This window comes from Rhodococcus rhodochrous (assembly GCF_014854695.1).
Classification (GTDB): Bacteria; Actinomycetota; Actinomycetes; order Mycobacteriales; family Mycobacteriaceae; genus Rhodococcus.
Window position 1 is genome coordinate 2,246,571 of record NZ_CP027557.1, and the last position, 18,313, is coordinate 2,264,883.

The following is an 18,313-nucleotide window of genomic DNA, read 5'->3' on the forward strand; positions in this document are numbered from 1 at the left end:
CGAGGAGGAGACGATGGCGCCCGAAGCCGCCGTTCCGAAGGTCCGGCTCATCGCCACGACGGAGTTCCACGTCCCCGACGACGTCGACTGGGACACCGACGCCGAGGGCGGGGAAGCGCTCGTCGAGTTCGCCGGTCGCGCCTGCTACCAGAGCTGGTCCAAACCGAACCCGCGCACCGCGACGAACGCCGGATATCTCCGTCACCTGCTCACCGTGGGGCACCTGTCCGTTCTCGAACACGCCACGGCGACCTTCTACATCACCGGCATCTCCCGTTCGTGCACGCACGAGCTGATCCGGCACCGGCACTTCTCGTTCTCCCAGCTGTCCCAGCGTTTCGTCGCCGACGGTGAGGTGCCCGTGGTGGTTCCGCCCGCGATCGCGGGCGATGCCGAACTCGAGGAGTTGTTCTTCGCGGCCGCGGAGCGCAGCCGCGAGGCCTATGTGGCGCTGTTGGCGGCGCTCGACGAGAAGCTCTCGCATCTTCCCGCCGGTCCGTTGCGCGCCAAGCAGGTCCGGGAGGCCGCCCGGGCGGTGCTCCCCAACGCCACGGAGACCCGCATCGTCGTCACCGGCAACTACCGATCGTGGCGTCACTTCGTCGCCATGCGCGCGACCGAACATGCCGACGTCGAGATCCGGCGTCTCGCCGTCGAATGTGTGCGTCAGCTCGCGGATGCCGCACCGAACGCGTTCTCGGACTTCGCGATCACGAAGCTGGCCGACGGCAGCGAGATCGCAGCTCCCACGCTCGCGACCGATCTCTGATCGACCTGTACCCCGATCTCCGATCGACTGCTACACCGATCTGTGATCCGTCTTCGGGGGGCGGGCGTGTGTCGAGGCGGCCCTGCCACGCGGTAGCCTTCTGACCATGACCAACGGTGATTCCGCAACTGCTGTCGAGCTTCCGTTCGGCACCGTCGCCACAGCGATGGTGACCCCGTTCACTGCCGATGGCAAGCTCGACGTGGATGCGGGCGTGCGTCTGGCGAACTACCTCGTCGAGGGTGGCTGTGACGCACTGGTTCTCGCCGGTACGACCGGCGAATCGCCCACGACGACCGAGAACGAGAAGATGGAGCTGATGCGGGCCGTGCTCGCATCCGTCGGCGACCGCGCCAAGATCATCGCCGGTGCCGGCAGCAACGACACCGCCCACAGCGTCGAGCTCGCCCGCGACGCCGCGCGAGCCGGTGCGCACGGCCTGCTCGTGGTGACCCCGTACTACTCGCGGCCCCCGCAGGCGGGTCTCTACGCCCACTTCGTCGCGGTGGCCGATGCGACCGATCTGCCGGTCATGCTCTACGACATCCCACCTCGATCCGTCGTGCCGATCGAGACCGACACGCTGCGTCTGCTCGCCGAGCACCCGCGGATCGTCGCGGTGAAGGACGCCAAGGGTGATCTGAACGCGGGCGCCGAGCTGATCGGCACCACCGACCTGAAGTTCTACTCGGGCGACGACCCGCTGAACCTGCCGTGGCTGTCCGTCGGCGCCGTCGGATTCGTCAGCGTGATCGGCCATCTCGTGCCCGGTCGCCTCCGCGAGCTGCACACCGCCTTCGAGGCCGGCGATCTCGAACTCGCCCGTCGCATCAATCTGTCGATGGTGCCCATCTACCGGGCCGTCGCGCGACTGGGAGGTGTGAGCGCCTCGAAAGCAGGGCTGCGACTGCTCGGTATCGACGTCGGAGAGCCCCGTCTGCCGCAGGTCGCCCCGGTGACAGCGCAGATCGACGCTCTCGCGGCGGATCTCCAGGCTGCGGGGGTGCTGTGATGAGCCGCCCCGATCGTGGCCGTGGCCGCGCCACCCGCAACGCCGGTCCGCCCTCCCGCGCCCCGCGCCGGGTGCCGCAGAACTCCGCGGCCGCCCAGCGACCCGACGCGCGCGTCGTCGACCCCACCGAACGGTTGGGTACGCCGCCCAAGGCTCCTCGCGACGGTCTGCGCGTCGTCGCGCTCGGCGGTATCGGCGAGATCGGCCGCAACATGACGGTCTTCGAACACCAGGGACGGCTCCTGATCGTCGACTGCGGTGTTCTCTTCCCCGAGGACCAGCAGCCCGGCGTCGATCTGATCCTGCCCGACTTCCGGTACATCGAGGACCGGATGGACGACGTCGAGGCGATCGTCCTCACCCACGGCCACGAGGACCACATCGGTGCCGTGCCGTTCCTGCTGCGTCTGCGCCCCGACATCCCGGTCGTCGGGTCCAAGTTCACCCTGGCGCTGGTCGCGGCCAAGTGCCGCGAGCACCGTCAGCGTCCCAAGCTCGTCGAGGTCGTCGAGGGGCAGAGCACCTCGCACGGTCCGTTCGAGTGCGAGTACTTCGCGGTAAACCATTCCATCCCCGACGCGATCGCCGTCGCGATCCGCACCGCCGCGGGGGTCGTGCTGCACACCGGCGACATCAAGCTCGACCAGCTGCCGCTCGACAACCGCCTCACCGACCTCGCGGGCTTCTCCCGCCTCGGCGACGAGGGTGTCGACCTGTTCCTCGTCGACTCGACGAACGCCGAGGTCCCCGGCTTCGTCACGCCCGAGCGCGAGATCGGCGGGGTGCTCGACACCGTCATCGGCAAGGCCACCAACCGGGTGATCGTCGCGTCCTTCGCGAGCCACGTGCACCGCATCCAGCAGATCGTCGACGTCGCGGAGCGCTACAACCGGCGCGTGGCGTTCGTCGGCCGGTCGATGGTCCGCAACATGCAGATCGCGCAGGATCTGGGCTATCTCAACGTGCCCGACGGCCTCGAGGTCGACATCGACACCGCCGCGAGCCTGCCCGACGGCCGGGTCGTGCTGGTCTCCACCGGTTCGCAGGGCGAGCCGCTCTCGGCGCTGTCCCGGATGGCGCGCGGCGAGCACCGGCAGATCAACATCCGGGCCGACGACCTCGTCGTCCTCGCGTCGTCGCTGATCCCCGGCAACGAGAACTCCGTGTTCGCGGTCGTCAACGGTCTGGCCAAGCGCGGCGCGAAGGTCGTCACCCAGCAGAACGCGAAGGTGCACGTCTCCGGTCACGCGTCGGCCGGCGAGCTGCTGTACCTCTACAACGCGGTGCGACCCACCAACGCGATGCCCGTCCACGGCGAGTGGCGCCACCTGCGGGCGAACGCCGCCCTGGCCGAGGCCACGGGTGTTCCCCGCGAGCGGATCGTGCTCGCGGAGGACGGTGTGGTCGTCGACATGGTCGACGGACTCGCCGAGATCGTCGGGCGCGTCCCGGTCGGTCACGTCTACGTCGACGGCCTGTCGGTGGGCGACGTGGGCGAGTCCACGCTGTCGGATCGTCTCGTCCTCGGCGAGGGTGGGTTCATCTCGATCTCCGTCGCGGTCGACGCCGCCACCGGCCGTGCGGTGAGCACCCCGGAAGTCTCCGGTCGCGGTTTCTCCGACGACCCGGGCGCACTCAACGAGGCGGCACAGCTCGTCGACAAGGCGCTCAACGAACTCGCTGCAGAAGGCGTCACGGAGACCCATCGAATCGCCCAGGGCATCCGTCGCGTCGTTGGCCGCTGGGTCGCCGAGACCTATCGTCGTCGCCCGATGATCGTGCCCACGGTGATCCCGGTCTCCTGAGTGCGGTGCGCGCGGTCCCGCCGAACACGCGGGTTCGCGCGATGGGCGAGGGCAGGAGTGATCGCTAGAGTGGCGGAATGAGCCTCGCCCGAAGCGAACGACATGCCCTCGTCCGCACGATGTCCGAGGTCGGGCCCGACGCGCCGACGCTCTGCGGCGACTGGACGGTCCGGGATCTCGCCGCGCACCTGCTCGTCCGCGAGCGCCGGGTGGACGCGATGCCCGGCATCGTCGTCCCGGCCCTGGCCGATCACACGGAGAAGGTGCGACGCTCCGCCACCGACCGGCAGTGGGCACACCTGCTCGCCGACGTCGATTCCGGCCCGCCGAAGTGGTCGCCGATGTTCCTGTTCGACGCCGTCGCCAACGCGGCGGAGATGTTCGTGCACCACGAGGACGTGCGCCGCGCGCAGCCCGGATGGGAGCCGCGGACGCTGTCGGCGGACGACCAGGACCAGCTCTGGCGCATCGCGCGGATGATCGGACGCAACAGCTACGGCGGATGCGACGTCACGGTGGTCTTCGAGCGGTCCGGTTCCGGCGAGCGGGTCACCCTGCGCAAGCGCGGTCCGCGCACCGTCGTGCTGCGCGGCGAACCGGCCGAACTCGTGCTGCACGCCTTCGGCCGCGACCAGGTGCGGCTCGAGATCGAGGGTGACGAGTCGGCGGTCACCGAACTGGCGGGGTCGAAACGCGGACTGTGAGCGCTCGCCCGGGACGGCGTGTGACCAGTGCCGCCGCCCGGTACCCGTGTTGCTGATGGTTCATGAGAGGTCCGTGCGGCTACCCTGGCGGATATGGCAGGAAAGTCGTCGGGCAGCCGCGGAACGTCGTCTACGACCTCTCGGTCGCGGGCGGGGGCGCGGGGTTCGGGCGGCAGCACCTCCCGTGCTCGCAGCGCGGGTGCCTCCACCTCGAAGACCGGATCGACCGCGAAGTCGAAGGCGTCCGGATCGACCCGGTCCACCCCCGCACGCAAGCCGCGCGCCGCGGCCTCGACCGCGAACCGTCGCAGCGGTGGCACCGCACGTCGCACTCCGGCCGCGAGCCGCCGCCCCGCGCCCGCCCGTCCCCGGCGCAGTTCCGGGGGGATCCTCACCGCTGTCGGCCGCACCGTCGGCGCCGGCTGGATGATCACGGCCCGCGCCCTCGGTGCCACGACCCGGACGATGGGTCGCGCCACCGAGATCGAGTCCGGACACCGCCGCGACGGCATCGCGCTCGGACTGATCTCCATCGGCGTGATCATCGCCGGCACGGTGTGGTTCGGCGTCGGCGGCCCGGTGGGGGAGTGGGTCGAGACGGCCGTCCGCGCCGTCACCGGCGGTGCGAGCGCGGTCCTTCCGCTCGTCGCGGTCGGCGTCGCGGTGACGCTCATGCGCACCGAACCGCATCCCGAGATCCGTCCCCGGCTCGTCGTCGGCGGACTGCTCGTCGGTCTGCCCGCGCTGGGTCTGTGGCACATCGCCTCCGGTTCGCCCACCGACGCGGAGGGCCGCTCGGAAGGGGCCGGTTTCGTCGGTGCCGCCGTGGGCGGACCGCTCACCTCCGGACTCACCGTGTGGCTGTCCGTGCCGCTGATGCTCCTCGCGGCGGGCTTCGGGATCCTGCTGCTCACCGGCACCACGGTGCGGGAGCTGCCCGAACTGTTCCGCGACTACTTCGGCCTCGGCTACCGCGCCGACGACGAGTACGGCGACTACGACGACCACTACGACGACGATTACGGCTACGACGAGCCGCCGATGTTCGACGCCGACGGCTACCCGATCGACGAGCCGCCCGCGCCCAAGCGGTCCCGTCGCCGGCGTACCCCGGTGGAGAACTACCCGCCCGACGAGTTCGACGGCGACGCGAAGACCGAGGTGCTCCCGCTGTGGGACGACCGCGCACCCGAACCGGAGGCGCCCGCCTCGCCGCCGGCCACGCTGGAGATGCCCTCGGTCGCCGAGACCGCGGCCGCAGCACCGGCCCCCGCTCCCGCCCGTAAGAAGCCGAAGGCCGCCCCGGTACCCGAGGTCGTCGACCAGACCTCCGAACCGGAACCGGCCGAGACGTTCGTGCGCGACCGCGAGATCGAGGGCGACTACACGCTGCCCTCACTGGAGTTGCTCACCAAGGGCGACCCGCCCAAGACGCGGTCGGCCGCGAACGACCAGATGATCGAGGCGATCACCGAGGTTCTCGAACAGTTCAAGATCGACGCCGCGGTCACCGGCTTCACCCGTGGCCCGACCGTCACCCGCTACGAGGTCGAACTCGGCCCCGGCGTCAAGGTCGAGAAGATCACCGCGCTCGCCCGCAACATCGCGTACGCGGTGGCCACCGACAACGTCCGGTTGCTCGCACCGATCCCGGGCAAGTCCGCCGTCGGCATCGAGGTCCCCAACACCGACCGCGAACTCGTGCGGCTGTCGGACGTGCTCGCGGCGCCGTCGACCCGGCGCGACCACCACCCCCTCGTCATCGGTCTCGGTAAGGACATCGAGGGCGACTTCGTCTCCGCCAACCTCGCGAAGATGCCGCACCTGCTGGTCGCCGGTTCGACCGGTTCCGGTAAGTCGAGCTTCGTCAATTCGATGCTCGTGTCACTGCTCATCCGCGCGACGCCCGACGAGGTGCGGATGATCCTCATCGACCCGAAGATGGTCGAGCTGACGCCCTACGAGGGCATCCCGCACCTGATCACCCCGATCATCACGCAGCCGAAGAAGGCCGCGGCGGCGCTGGCCTGGCTCGTCGAGGAGATGGAGCAGCGCTACCAGGACATGCAGGCCAACCGCGTGCGCCACATCGACGACTTCAACGCGAAGGTGAAGTCGGGGGAGATCACCGCACCGCTCGGCAGTGAGCGCGTGTACCGGCCGTATCCGTACATCCTCGCCATCGTCGACGAGCTCGCCGACCTGATGATGACGGCCCCACGCGACGTCGAGGATGCGATCGTCCGCATCACCCAGAAGGCCCGCGCCGCCGGCATCCATCTCGTGCTCGCCACCCAGCGACCCTCGGTGGACGTCGTCACGGGTCTCATCAAGACGAACGTGCCCTCGCGACTCGCGTTCGCGACGAGTTCGCTCACCGACTCGCGCGTCATCCTCGACCAGCCCGGTGCCGAGAAGCTCATCGGTATGGGCGACGGACTGTTCCTGCCGATGGGGGCGGGCAAGCCGATCCGCCTGCAGGGTGCGTTCATCACCGACGAGGAGATCGCAGGGGTCGTCGACTTCGCCAAGAATCAGGCCGAACCCGAGTACAACGAGGGAGTCACCGCTCCGAAGGCCGGCGACAAGAAGGACGTCGATCCCGACATCGGCGATGACCTCGACGTCTTCCTGCAGGCCGTCGAACTCGTCGTCACGAGCCAGTTCGGTTCGACGTCGATGCTGCAGCGCAAGCTGCGCGTCGGATTCGCCAAGGCCGGTCGCCTGATGGACCTGATGGAGACCCGCGGTGTGGTCGGGCCGAGCGAGGGCAGCAAGGCCCGCGAGGTGCTGGTCAAGCCCGAGGAGCTCGACGGCCTGCTGTACTCGATCCGTGGCGGTGGAGATCCGGCAGAGGCCCCGGCTGCAGAGCAGTGAGACATGCCCTCTCGACGGGCCGTCCCTGCTGCCTCCGGCGGGAAGCGACGATGTGTGGCACAATCGTGGAAGCTGTGGAGGGGAGTATCCCCAGATCCGCGGCGGTCTCGTCAACACGTGCGGCGCCGATGCCGTCCCGGGGCCGTCGGTCCGGCGATAGTCCGGGCGGGAGAGACCTCCGGCAGGTACGCATACCTACCGGAAGGCCTATGGGTCCATGCACGTAAACCTGACCACCTGGTTGATCACGATCGCCGTCATCATCGGGTTGTTCGTCTTCGACTTCTTCGCCCACGTCCGCAAGCCGCACGCGCCCACACTGCGCGAATCCGGTTTCTGGTCGGCCGTCTTCATCGCCATCGCGATCCTCTTCGGCGTGATCGTCTTCGCGGTCTGGGGACCGACCTACGGCGGCGAGTACTTCGCCGGCTACATCACCGAGAAGGCGCTGTCGGTCGACAACCTCTTCGTCTTCGTCATCATCATGGCCACCTTCGCGGTGCCCCGTGAGTACCAGCAGAAGGTCCTCACCATCGGCATCGTGCTGGCGCTGGTCATGCGCGGTGCCTTCATCGCGGTCGGTGCCGCGGCGATCAACGCCTACAGCTGGGTGTTCTACCTGTTCGGCTTCTTCCTCATCTACACGGCCGTCAAGCTCATCCGCGACCACGGTGAGGACCCGCAGGCCATCTCGGAGAACCGGATGGTCAAGCTGGCCCGGAAGTTCCTGCCGGTGCACGACGAGTACGACGGCGACCGCCTCATCACTCGCATCGACGGCAAGAAGCTCGTCACGCCGATGCTGCTCGCGCTTGTCGCCATCGGCTTCACCGACATCCTCTTCGCGCTCGACTCGATCCCCGCGATCTACGGTCTGACCAACGAGCCGTATCTGGTGTTCACCGCGAACGCCTTCGCCCTGATGGGCCTGCGACAGCTGTTCTTCCTCATCGGCGGTCTGCTCGAGCGGTTGGTCTACCTGTCCTACGGACTGTCGATCATCCTCGCGTTCATCGGCGTGAAGCTGGTGCTCCATGCCTTGCACGAGAACACGCTCGGCTGGATCAACGGCGGCGAGCACGTTGCCGTCCCGGAGATCTCCACCGGCGTGTCCCTGGTCGTGATCATCGGAGTGCTGGCCGTGACGACGGTGGCCAGCCTGCTCAGGACGCGCGGCGAGAAGGAATCCGTCAGGAGTTGAACACGCCCATCACCGGGTTCCACCCGGTGATGCGCACGGCGTCGACGAGGTCGCGCTGCGCGAACGGGTCCTGGCCCATCAGTTCGCGCGCCGCGGCCTCGTCGGCCACGTCGACGAGGATGAGCGCACCCGAACCGTCCGTCCACGGGCCGGTCGCCCGCACGATGCCCTGATCCACGAGGTCGCCGAGCCATGCTCGGTGCTTCGGGCGGTGCTCGTCGCGCGCCGAGGCGGTCGCATCCGAATAGGTGTACTCGACGGCGAACAGGGCCATACGGGTCTCGCTTTCGTGGTCTCGATCAGAGGGTGAGGAGCATCCGGGTGTTCCCGAGCGTGTTCGGTTTCACATAGCTCAGGTCCAGGAACTCCGCGACGCCCGTATCGTACGACCGGCACATCTCCGCATAGACCTCGGCCGTCACCGGAGTCCCCTGGATCTCCGCGAAACCGTGCCGCGCAAAGAATTCCACCTCGAAGGTGAGCACGAACAGTCGTTCCAGCTCGAGCTCGCGGGCGACCTCGATGAGGCGCGCGACGATCAGGTGACCGGCGCCGTGGCCCTTGACGGACGGGTCGACGGCCACGGTGCGCACCTCGCCGAGATCCGACCACAGCACGTGCAGGGCCCCGCACCCGACGACCTGTCCGCCGAGTTCGGCCACCCAGAACTCCTGGACGGCCTCGTACAGGGTCACGAGATTCTTCTCGAGCAGGATCCTGCCCGCGTAGATGTCGATGAGCCGCTTGATCTCGGGCACGTCGGAGGTTCGGGCGCGCCGTACGACCATTCGATCGTTCGAGTCGTGGTTCGTCGGCGGTGTCGTCATGCGGTGAACAGTAGCGCGTGCGGCTACCGATATTGTGGGGCACATGAGCACGCCCCGCCAGCATGTCACCGCGTCGGGCGGGAGCGGCGCCGCACCGGGACCGCACGCCGGGAGCCCGCACGATCCGGTGCCGTTGTGGAACATCGCCAACATCCTGACGGTGGGCCGGATCGCGTTGGTACCGGTCTTCCTGGTGCTGCTCTTCGTCGGCGACGGGCACGACACCGCGTGGAGGCTCGCGGCGACCGGAGTCTTCGCGATCGCCGCCATCACCGACCGGATCGACGGTCAACTCGCGCGAAAGCACGGTCTCGTCACCGATTTCGGCAAACTCGCCGATCCCATCGCCGACAAGGCCCTCATCGGTGCCGCGCTCGTCGGGCTGTCGCTGCTCGGCGACCTGTCGTGGTGGGTCACCGGCATCATCGCGGCTCGGGAGCTGGGTATCACTGCCCTGCGGTTCGCTGTGCTCCGGCACGCCGTGATCCCGGCGAGTCGCGGCGGCAAGCTCAAGACCCTGGTGCAGACGCTCGCCATCGGTGTCTACCTGATGCCGCTGCCCGAATCGGTGGAACCGGTGGCGATCGGCCTGATGATCCTGGCGGTCGCACTGACGGTGGTGACGGGACTCGACTATGTGGTCCAGGCGATCCGGCTGCGTACCGGGGTGCGCCGGAGCGAGAGCGAGACCGCCCGTGCGGGGGACATTTCGGGGGCGGACGTCTCGGGGGATGCCGCCGCCCGGGACACACCGGGCGACGGCCGCACGGTGGGTGAGGACGCCCGGTAACCACGGGACGGGACGCGCGGGATCCGGCTCGGTGCGGTCGACACCGCTGTGTCGGGACTACTCGGACGTCTGCAACCGCCGTCGGCGTTGTAATGTCTGGACACCGCGGTATCGAGGTCCGATCGATCTGCGGGAACCTCGCAGCGTCGTCGTGCGTTGACGAGGTGTCGGCACGACGGACGAAGGAGGATGGGATGGCGCTGTTGTTGCGTGAGGCACTCGGTGACAGCCTTCGGCGCACCCGTGTTTCGCAGAGCCGCACCCTGCGCGAAGTCTCCAGCAGCGCCCGGGTCAGCCTCGGCTATCTCTCGGAGATCGAGCGCGGCAGGAAGGAGGCCTCGAGCGAACTGCTCGCGGCCATCTGCGATGCACTGGAGGTCCCGCTGTCCGACGTGCTGTTCGACGTGAGCGGTCTGCTGGCGGACGGCCTCGACCGTCGCACGGACATGGAGACCACCGCAGCCGACACGGCACCGGCCGAGCGGTCCGACGACGGCGCCACCGCCGAGCCCGGTTTGCTCGCGCAGGAGCCGCGCATGGTGATCCCTGCACCCGCCGCACAGGCGCTGGCAGCCGCCTAACATGGATCACGAACCGTGCCGGCCTCGCCGGATACGGTCGTAAGCGACATCGACCGGGGCGTGATGCGTGCACGGACCCGGCCGGGGCAGGTGGGTCGTCGGGGGTAGCAGCGGACCGGCGATCTTCGAACCGGGGCGCGAGGGCCGCGTACCGGGTCGCGTTCGGCGCGGCGTACCAGATGGAGGCAGGATCACACCCATGGCTAATCCTTTCGTCAAGGGCTGGAAGTACCTGATGGCGCTTTTCAACTCGAAGATCGATGAGAAGGCCGATCCGAAGGTCCAGATTCAGCAGGCGATCGAGGACGCGCAGCGTCAGCATCAGGCACTCTCGCAGCAGGCGGCCTCCGTCATCGGTAACCAGCGTCAGCTCGAGATGAAGCTCAACCGTCAGCTGGACGAGGTCGAGAAGCTCAACGCGAGTGCTCGCCAGGCCGTCATGATGGCCGACCAGGCCACGGCGGCGGGCGATACCGAGAAGGCGATCCAGTACACGAACGCGGCCGAGGCCTTCGCGGCACAGCTCGTCACCGCCGAGCAGTCCGTCGAGGACCTCAAGGTGCTGCACGACCAGTCGCTCCAGGCCGCCGCGCAGGCCAAGAAGGCCGTCGAGCAGAACGCCATGGCGCTGCAGCAGAAGGTCGCCGAGCGCACGAAGCTGCTCAGCCAGCTCGAGCAGGCCAAGATGCAGGAGCGCGTGAGCGAGTCGCTGCGTTCGATGGATTCGACCCTCGCAGCTCCGGGCACCACTCCGAGCCTCGACGCCGTCCGCGAGAAGATCGAGCGTCGCTACGCCAACGCTCTCGGTTCGGCCGAGCTCGCCCAGAACTCGGTGCAGGGCCGCATGCTCGAGGTGCAGCAGGCCACCGTCCAGATGGCCGGTCACAGCCGACTCGAGCAGATCCGGGCGTCGATGAAGGGCGAGGCGCTTCCGGGCACTCCCGCCAACCCTGCCGTCGACACGCGCAAAGAGCCCCCGAACGCTGCCGGTACCACCGGCCGCTGATCCGCACGCCTCGGAACTGATCCGCCGTGAACGCCTCCGGAGACGACCGGACCGGGAACATCCCTGGTTCGGTCGTCTCTGCGTTCCGCGACGCCACCGACAACGCGATGGAGGCCGCGCGCCGCTGGCGCGATCCGGCCGCCCGCTTGCGGCGTAAGAAACGTCGCGCGCGTCGGCGTGCCAGTTTCTTCGGTGCCGGCTCTGGCACCACGGCGATCGGCACCGCGACCCTGGCCGTCGCGTCGGCTCCCGAATGGACGCTCGTCGCGGCCGGGGGAGCGACGGCGGCTCTCGCAGTGCCCGCCGTCCTCGCCGTCCGTACGTTCCGTCGCCTCGATGCGGTGCCGCTGCCCCCACCGCCGCCGCGCCGCCGGCCGCTGCCACCGGCCGGTTCGGTCGCCCGCGCCCCGATGGAACGCCTCGCGGCGAACGAGCAGAGCCTGCGGCGCCTGCTCGGTGTGCTCGTGCGGTCGAACTCCGTGGCCCCCGACGACCTCACCGAGATCGACGACGCGGCCCGCGCAGCCGCATCCGCACTCGATGCCGTCGTCGAGGACGTCGTAGCCCTCGAATCCGCCGCGCAGGGCAGTGCGGCCGCCAAGACCCACCTGTCCGCTGCCATCGTCGACGCGGGCGAGCGTCTCGGGACGGGTGTCGACCAGTTCGAGGAACTCGTCGCCGCTGCAGCACGCCTCGCCGCGACCGCCGAGGGCAACCGGTCGCTGGCGATGCTCGACCAGCGACGCGCCGAACTGATCGCCACGTCCGACAAGCTCGAGAGCTGGGCGCAGTCCTGGCGCGAGTTGGGGCAGATCGAGCAGCGTTACCGCCCCTGAGGGGCGGAACACCTCCGTCATCGACACCGCGGGCCGAACACGTCGGTCGTCGACACCTCTCAGTCGTCGACACCGCGAGCGGCGAGGGCCTCGCCCATCGCCTCCGCGGTGCGCAGGGCTCCCACCACCACCGGAACCACGAGGGCCCGCAACGAGAATCCGAGACCACGCGCCTTGCGTGCCTCGGTCACGCGGGTTACCACGGTGCCGATCAGCGGGATCGCGCGGACGGTCATCACCAGCACGAGTCCCACCCGGTCGGGATCGACCCCGACGCGCGCGAGGGGACGGGCCGCCCGCACGATCGCGTCGAGCATGTCGGTGGTCCGCGTCGTGAGGGTCACCAGGGCGGCCAGGGCAACCGCCACGAGCAGCGACCCGCAGATCACCACCGCCCGTTCCCACCCCGCGACGAGGACCTGGAACGCTGCGATGATCGCCAGCATCCACACCAGCGGCCGCAATTGCACAGCGGCCAGACGCGGAGGTATGCGCGCGGCCGCGTACGCGAGCACGGCCAACGCCAGGGCGGGCAGCACCTGCCAGGGCTGCCGGATCCACAGGGTCAGGGCGAGGATCAGTGCTGCGACCGCGAGCAGCTTCGCTCCCGCCGGAAGCCGATGCAGGACGGAGCGTCCGGGATGGTAGAGGCCGAAAGTGTTCACCCGATCAGATTCCGGTAGAACGCGAGCGCGGACGCCGGTTCGTCGTCGGCGACGACCCGCCCCGAGTCGACCACCAGCACACGATCGAAGTCCGCGAGGAGTTCGAGATTGTGGGTCACCGCGATCACCTGCTGCGGCAGGCTCGCGAAGGTGCGCGCGATGAGCTTCGTGTTGCGCAGGTCGAGCAGGGTCGTCGGTTCGTCCGCGACGAGCACCGCCGGGTCGGTCACCATGATCGCGGCGAGCGCGAGCAACTGCTTCTGGCCGCCCGAGAGCAGGTGGCTGGGGTGGTCGTGATGCCCCGTGAGCCCGAAGTCGGCGAGGACCTGCCGTACCCGGGCCTCGCGTTCCTCCTTGCCGAGTCCGCTGCGTCGGAGCGAGAAGGCGACGTCCTCGGCGACCGTCGGCATGATGATCTGATGGTCCGGGTCGGTGAAGACGAATCCGACCTTCTTGCGGACCTCCCGGCCCTTGCGCGCCGTGTCGAGGCCGTCGACGGTCACCGAACCGGACGACGGGACGAGCAGGCCGTTGATCATGCGCGCCATCGTCGACTTGCCGCTGCCGTTCGCGCCGACGATGCCGACGCGTCGTTCGGTGAGGACCACGTCGACCCCGTCGAGGACGGTGCGGTGGCCGTAGGCGTGCCGCACCTCCCGGAATCGGATCTCGCTCATCGACGGTCGGGCGGCGGCGTCAGTGCGCGGGATCCGCAGCGGGGCGGGGCGCGATGCGCGGTGCCGCCAGTGCGGGGTAGGCGCGGTGCACCTGGGCGGCGACCGCTGCGGCGACGACCGCCTTGGCGAGATCGCCCGGCAGGAAGGTGACGTTGGCAGCGGCGGCGGCCCACACCGTGAGATCCGTGCGCAGGACCATGCCCGCGATACCGAAGGCGTAGAGAACGACGATGCCACCGAGGACGTTGACGGCCACACCGGGCAACGTGCGGTATCGCGGCAGCATCTTCATGCTCAGCCAGCCGATCACGGCGACGGCAGGAACCCAGCCGATGAGGAAGCCCACCGTGGGACCGGCCAGCGAGGTGAGGGTCGTGCGCCCGCCGGCGAGTACGGGCAGCGCCAGTCCCAGCACGATCACGGTGAGCACCGACAGGACACCCTTGCGTGCGCCGAGCAGTGCACCCGCGAGCATCACGCCGAGGGTCTGCAACGTGATGGGCACGCCGGACGATCCGATGCTGATCTGACCGGGCAGTCCCAGGGCGATGATCAGGGCGGCGAAGACGGCGATCTGCGCGAGGTCGCGCGCGGGGATACGGCGGGACGTGGACACGATTACTCAGCCTTCCGGTATGGACGGTGAACCCGTAGAGCCTAAGCCGTACCGGCGTGCCGCGGGTCACCGACCCACCTCCGGGTGCCCGTGGGCCACACCCGGGGTGCGTCTCCGGGTGTCCCCTGATCTTTCCCTGATATCTGCGCTGACCTGCTGTTTTTCTCCACTCGAGCTGCAAGGATCGAGGCGTACCGAGCAAACGGAGTCCGGCACGGAAGAGGTCGGCATCGAGGGTGGGAGTACCCAATGTTCTGGAAGATCGTAGGAATCGTCGCGGTGGTGTGGGTCGGTCTCGCCGTCCTCGGCGCCCTGCTCGACAACCTGTTCGGCTTTCTCGTACTCGGCGCCGTGATCTTCGGCGGATACCTGCTGTACAAGGCAGTATCGGGAGGTGACAAGCACGACCTGACACGTCTGTAGGACGAAGGGGGCAGCTGTGGAGGCGGTACCGGAGGACTGGCAGGACGGACTCGTGATCGCCGCGCACCCCGACGACATCGAATACGGTGCCGCCGCGGCCGTGGCCCGATGGACCCGGCAGGGCAAACAGGTGCGCTACGTCCTCGCGACGAGCGGGGAGGCCGGGATCGCCGGGCTCGACCCCGAGGAGTGCGGCCCGCTGCGGGAGGCGGAGGAACGCGAATCCGCGCGGATCGTCGGCGTGGACTCGGTGGAGTTCCTCGGCCACCGCGACGGGCACATCGTCGCCGGCCTCGATCTGCGACGCGACATCGCGGCGAGCATCCGCAGACACCGACCCGAGATGGTGGTGACCGGGAACTTCGGGCTCACCTGGTTCCCCGGCATCCTCAACAGCGCGGACCACCGTGCGGTCGGGCTGGCCGTGCTCGATGCCGTTGCCGACGCTGCCAACGAGTGGATCTTCCCGGAACTCGCGGAGGCCGGTCTCGAAGCCTGGCCCGGGGTGCGGTGGGTGGCGGTCAATACGACGTCTCCGACCCACGGGGTGGACGTCACCGACACCGTCGAGGTGGCGGTCGAGTCGCTCTCGGCGCACCGCCGCTATCTCGAGGCCCTCGACGACAGGAGCGCCGAGGAGCAGGCCCGCGAGCAGGTGGAGCGATCGTCCGCACCGCTGCCGGGCTTTCCGGCCGCTCGGGTCGCCGGATTCGAGCTGTACACCTTCGCGGGATAGGGGACGTCCCACGACGGTGTTGTGACATCTGTCCCGCGTGCGCGGGAGGCCCGATCCCGCGTGCGCGGGATGTGGCAGGCTGTGCGCGTGCGAGTGGCGGTGGTGGCCGGGCCCGATGCGGGTCATGCGATTCCGGCGATCGCGTTGTCGCTGCGGCTCGCGGATGCCGGGCACGACGCGGTCGTCCTCACGGGCGAACGATGGCTCGGCCTCGAGCTGCCCGGTGTGACGTTCGCAGAATTGAAGGGGCTCGCACCCCGGCTCGGGGACGACGACGGCGACGCGGGGGCGAAGATCCACGCCCGTGCCGCCCACATCGCGAACGAGATGCTCCCGGATCTCGGAGCCCTGCTACCCGACCTCGTCGTGGCGGACGTGCTCACCGCCGGCGGAGGGATGGCCGCCGAGCGACTGGGGATCCCGTGGGTCGAGCTCTCGCCGCATCCGTTGTACCTGCCCTCGCGCGGGCTTCCACCGATCGGGAGCGGTCTCGATGTGGGCACGGGTGTGCGGGGCCGGTTGAGGGACGCCGCGTTGCGTGCGATGACCGCGAGATCGCTGCGGCAGGGGGAGCGCGAGCGTTCTGCCGCACGTGTCGGAATCGGTCTGCCGGCGCGCGATCCCGGGCCCCGGGCCCGGCTGATCGCCACCCTGCCGGCACTCGAGGTGCCCCGTCCCGACTGGCCCGGGCACGCGCATGTCGTCGGTCCACTGCTGTGGGAACCCACCGCGGAGATCCTCGATCCGCCGCCGGGTGACGGACCTGTCGTGATGGTCGCGCCGTCGACCGCGGTCACCGGCGTGACCGGGATGGTCGAGACGGTCTGCGACGCACTCGACGGGGCCGGGATGCGGGTCGCCGCGACGATGCTCGACCCCCCGCAGCAGTCGCTCCCGAGCTGGGCCGTCTCGGGTCGCGGCCGGCAGGACGTCCTGCTCCGGCAGGCCGATGTCGTCGTGTGCGGGGGTGGGCACGGGATGCTCGCCAAGACGCTGAGTGCGGGGGTTCCGGCGGTGATCGTGCCCGGGGGTGGCGACCAGTGGGAGCTGGCGAACCGCGCCGCACGGCAGGGGAGTGCGGTGGTGGTGCGTCCGCTCGACGCGGCTGCGGTCCGCTCCGCGATCGACACCGTGCTGTCGTCCCCGGACTTCGCCGCAGCGGCTCGTGCGGCCGCCGACGGTGCCGGCGACGTGGAGGATCCGGTCGCGGTGTGCGAGGCCGCAGCGGACTGACTGTCGCGGCGCAGCACGCGCGACTACCGTGGTCGGGGTGCGGTTGACGGAGTTCTACGAGGTGGTCCGGGACGAGTTCGGACAGATGCACGGCGATGCCCTGCTGCGCGATCACGTGCTGCTCTCGCTCGGTGGACGGACGGCGGCCGAGGCGATCGAGGCGGGACAGGAGCCCCGGGAGGTGTGGCGCGCGCTCTGCGACGAGTTCGACGTCCCGCCCGTACGGCGGTAGTCACGGGACCGGCCGGGAGTGTCACGCGCCGAATCGATTTTCTGTCCGACGGGGATGCGACCATTCTTCGCGTACACGAAGCGACCGGCTTTCGAACACGTGTTCGGCTATGCTGGGAACGCCGGGTGGGTTGTCCACAGGTGGTGATTCCATCCACAGATACGGCGTTTCCGCGGTCGCGACAGCGAACTTGTCGGTGCCGGGTTCTAACGTCGTCGACAACAAGGACGAGATTCTATTAAGGGGACCAAGATGGCAGCACAGGCTCACGACCGCGAGAAGGCGCTCGAGCTCGCCCTCGCGCAGATCGACAAGAGCTTCGGTAAGGGCTCGGTGATGCGCCTGGGCGAGGACGTCCGTCCGCCCATCGCAGTCATTCCCACCGGGTCGATCGCACTCGACGTGGCTCTCGGTATCGGCGGCCTGCCGCGCGGGCGCGTCATCGAGATCTACGGCCCGGAATCCTCGGGTAAGACGACGGTGGCCCTCCACGCCGTCGCCAACGCGCAGGCCGCCGGCGGCATCGCGGCGTTCATCGACGCCGAGCACGCCCTCGATCCGGACTACGCGCGCAAGCTCGGTGTCGACACCGACGCCCTGCTCGTGTCCCAGCCCGACACCGGTGAGCAGGCCCTCGAGATCGCCGACATGCTCATCCGCTCGGGTGCGCTCGACATCATCGTCATCGACTCGGTCGCGGCGCTCGTGCCCCGCGCCGAGATCGAAGGCGAGATGGGCGACAGCCACGTCGGTCTCCAGGCCCGCCTGATGAGCCAGGCACTGCGCAAGATGACCGGTGCGCTCAACAACTCCGGCACCACCGCGATCTTCATCAACCAGCTGCGCGAGAAGATCGGCGTGATGTTCGGCTCGCCCGAGACCACCACGGGCGGTAAGGCGCTGAAGTTCTACGCCTCCGTGCGTCTGGACGTGCGCCGGATCGAGACGCTCAAGGACGGCGGCGACGCGGTGGGCAACCGCACCCGCGTGAAGGTCGTCAAGAACAAGGTCTCGCCTCCGTTCAAGCAGGCCGAGTTCGACATCCTGTACGGCCAGGGCATCTCGAAGGAGGGCTCGCTCATCGACATGGGTGTCGATCAGGGCTTCATCCGTAAGTCCGGCTCCTGGTACACCTACGAGGGCGACCAGCTGGGGCAGGGCAAGGAGAACGCCCGCAAGTTCCTGCTCGAGAACACCGATGTGCGCGACGAGATCGAGAAGAAGATCAAGGAGAAGCTCGGCATCGGTGCCGTTCTCACCGATCCGAGTGATGTCGAGGAGCCGGTCGACTTCTAGTCACCGCCCAGACCGCACGGGGCACGG

The 18,313-nt window shown here is 69.1% G+C and carries 20 protein-coding genes; 15 read left to right on the forward strand and 5 right to left on the reverse strand.

Going from position 1 to position 18,313, the window contains the following annotated elements; genetic code table 11:
* The first annotated feature begins 13 nt into the window (after positions 1-13).
* The 6 genes from thyX to C6Y44_RS10595 all read left to right on the forward strand — a co-directional run bounded on the left by thyX (position 14) and on the right by C6Y44_RS10595 (position 8,368).
* A complete protein-coding gene (gene thyX, locus C6Y44_RS10570) occupies positions 14-769 on the forward strand; it encodes an FAD-dependent thymidylate synthase (RefSeq protein ID WP_174247050.1) in 756 nt (251 codons plus the stop codon).
* 106 nt (positions 770-875) lie between these two features.
* Positions 876-1,781, forward strand: a complete 906-nt coding sequence (gene dapA / locus C6Y44_RS10575) for a 4-hydroxy-tetrahydrodipicolinate synthase (RefSeq protein ID WP_120282311.1) — start codon at positions 876-878, stop codon at positions 1,779-1,781.
* Complete coding sequence (locus tag C6Y44_RS10580; protein WP_225623774.1) at positions 1,781-3,586, forward strand: ribonuclease J; 1,806 nt, start codon at positions 1,781-1,783, stop codon at positions 3,584-3,586. The genes dapA and C6Y44_RS10580 overlap by 1 nt, the downstream gene beginning before the upstream one ends.
* A gap of 77 nt (positions 3,587-3,663) precedes the next feature.
* Entirely contained in the window at positions 3,664-4,290 is a 627-nt protein-coding gene (locus C6Y44_RS10585) for a TIGR03085 family metal-binding protein (protein ID WP_120282312.1), read from the forward strand.
* 93 nt (positions 4,291-4,383) lie between these two features.
* The gene (locus C6Y44_RS10590; RefSeq protein WP_174247049.1) at positions 4,384-7,167 is read left to right on the forward strand and encodes a DNA translocase FtsK; all 2,784 of its coding nucleotides are present in this window, start codon (positions 4,384-4,386) and stop codon (positions 7,165-7,167) included.
* Between the two features lie 217 nt (positions 7,168-7,384).
* Positions 7,385-8,368, forward strand: coding sequence for a TerC family protein (locus C6Y44_RS10595; RefSeq protein WP_159418545.1), 984 nt, complete (start codon positions 7,385-7,387; stop codon positions 8,366-8,368).
* Here C6Y44_RS10595 and C6Y44_RS10600 read toward each other — a convergent pair.
* Together C6Y44_RS10600 and C6Y44_RS10605 are read right to left on the reverse strand one after the other, a co-directional pair.
* Positions 8,358-8,642, reverse strand: coding sequence for a YciI family protein (locus C6Y44_RS10600; protein ID WP_120282314.1), 285 nt, complete (start codon positions 8,640-8,642; stop codon positions 8,358-8,360). The two genes, C6Y44_RS10595 and C6Y44_RS10600, sit on opposite strands and share 11 nt — an antisense overlap.
* Before the next feature lie 25 nt (positions 8,643-8,667).
* Entirely contained in the window at positions 8,668-9,195 is a 528-nt protein-coding gene (locus tag C6Y44_RS10605) for an amino-acid N-acetyltransferase (RefSeq protein WP_225623775.1), read from the reverse strand.
* 43 nt (positions 9,196-9,238) lie between these two features.
* Here C6Y44_RS10605 and pgsA point away from each other — a divergent pair, with 43 nt between their 5' ends.
* From pgsA to pspM, 4 genes are all read left to right on the forward strand, one after another.
* On the forward strand, positions 9,239-9,985 hold the full coding sequence (gene pgsA, locus C6Y44_RS10610; RefSeq protein WP_159418544.1) for a CDP-diacylglycerol--glycerol-3-phosphate 3-phosphatidyltransferase: 747 nt from the start codon (positions 9,239-9,241) through the stop codon (positions 9,983-9,985).
* 194 nt (positions 9,986-10,179) lie between these two features.
* Positions 10,180-10,566 carry a helix-turn-helix domain-containing protein gene (locus tag C6Y44_RS10615; RefSeq protein ID WP_006551282.1) on the forward strand — a complete coding sequence of 129 codons (387 nt, stop codon included), beginning with the start codon at positions 10,180-10,182 and terminating at the stop codon, positions 10,564-10,566.
* Between the two features lie 199 nt (positions 10,567-10,765).
* On the forward strand, positions 10,766-11,572 hold the full coding sequence (gene pspA, locus C6Y44_RS10620) for a phage shock protein PspA (protein WP_006551283.1): 807 nt from the start codon (positions 10,766-10,768) through the stop codon (positions 11,570-11,572).
* Between the two features lie 26 nt (positions 11,573-11,598).
* On the forward strand, positions 11,599-12,408 hold the full coding sequence (gene pspM / locus C6Y44_RS10625; RefSeq protein WP_159418543.1) for a phage shock envelope stress response protein PspM: 810 nt from the start codon (positions 11,599-11,601) through the stop codon (positions 12,406-12,408).
* Positions 12,409-12,467: 59 nt separating this feature from the next.
* Here the strand turns inward: pspM and C6Y44_RS10630 are convergent, their stop codons facing one another.
* Genes C6Y44_RS10630 through C6Y44_RS10640 form a run of 3 tightly spaced genes read right to left on the reverse strand, consistent with a single transcriptional unit; the run spans position 12,468 to position 14,366 of the window.
* Complete coding sequence (locus tag C6Y44_RS10630; RefSeq protein ID WP_159418542.1) at positions 12,468-13,073, reverse strand: CbiQ family ECF transporter T component; 606 nt, start codon at positions 13,071-13,073, stop codon at positions 12,468-12,470.
* Positions 13,070-13,750: an energy-coupling factor ABC transporter ATP-binding protein gene (locus C6Y44_RS10635; RefSeq protein ID WP_159418541.1), complete on the reverse strand. Its 681-nt coding sequence runs from the start codon at positions 13,748-13,750 to the stop codon at positions 13,070-13,072. Before C6Y44_RS10635 ends, C6Y44_RS10630 begins: the two co-directional genes overlap by 4 nt.
* Positions 13,751-13,769: 19 nt before the next feature.
* On the reverse strand, positions 13,770-14,366 hold the full coding sequence (locus C6Y44_RS10640; RefSeq protein ID WP_088898222.1) for a biotin transporter BioY: 597 nt from the start codon (positions 14,364-14,366) through the stop codon (positions 13,770-13,772).
* Between the two features lie 249 nt (positions 14,367-14,615).
* Here C6Y44_RS10640 and C6Y44_RS10645 point away from each other — a divergent pair, with 249 nt between their 5' ends.
* From C6Y44_RS10645 to recA, 5 genes are all read left to right on the forward strand, one after another.
* A complete protein-coding gene (locus C6Y44_RS10645) occupies positions 14,616-14,789 on the forward strand; it encodes a hypothetical protein (RefSeq protein ID WP_006551287.1) in 174 nt (57 codons plus the stop codon).
* A 16-nt stretch (positions 14,790-14,805) separates the two neighbouring features.
* The gene (locus C6Y44_RS10650; protein ID WP_159418540.1) at positions 14,806-15,525 is read left to right on the forward strand and encodes a PIG-L deacetylase family protein; all 720 of its coding nucleotides are present in this window, start codon (positions 14,806-14,808) and stop codon (positions 15,523-15,525) included.
* 87 nt (positions 15,526-15,612) lie between these two features.
* Positions 15,613-16,758: a glycosyltransferase gene (locus C6Y44_RS10655; RefSeq protein WP_183070806.1), complete on the forward strand. Its 1,146-nt coding sequence runs from the start codon at positions 15,613-15,615 to the stop codon at positions 16,756-16,758.
* 37 nt (positions 16,759-16,795) lie between these two features.
* Positions 16,796-16,990 carry a DUF3046 domain-containing protein gene (locus tag C6Y44_RS10660; RefSeq protein ID WP_006551291.1) on the forward strand — a complete coding sequence of 65 codons (195 nt, stop codon included), beginning with the start codon at positions 16,796-16,798 and terminating at the stop codon, positions 16,988-16,990.
* 252 nt (positions 16,991-17,242) lie between these two features.
* Positions 17,243-18,286, forward strand: coding sequence for a recombinase RecA (gene recA / locus C6Y44_RS10665; protein ID WP_059381245.1), 1,044 nt, complete (start codon positions 17,243-17,245; stop codon positions 18,284-18,286).
* Positions 18,287-18,313 lie beyond the last annotated feature (27 nt).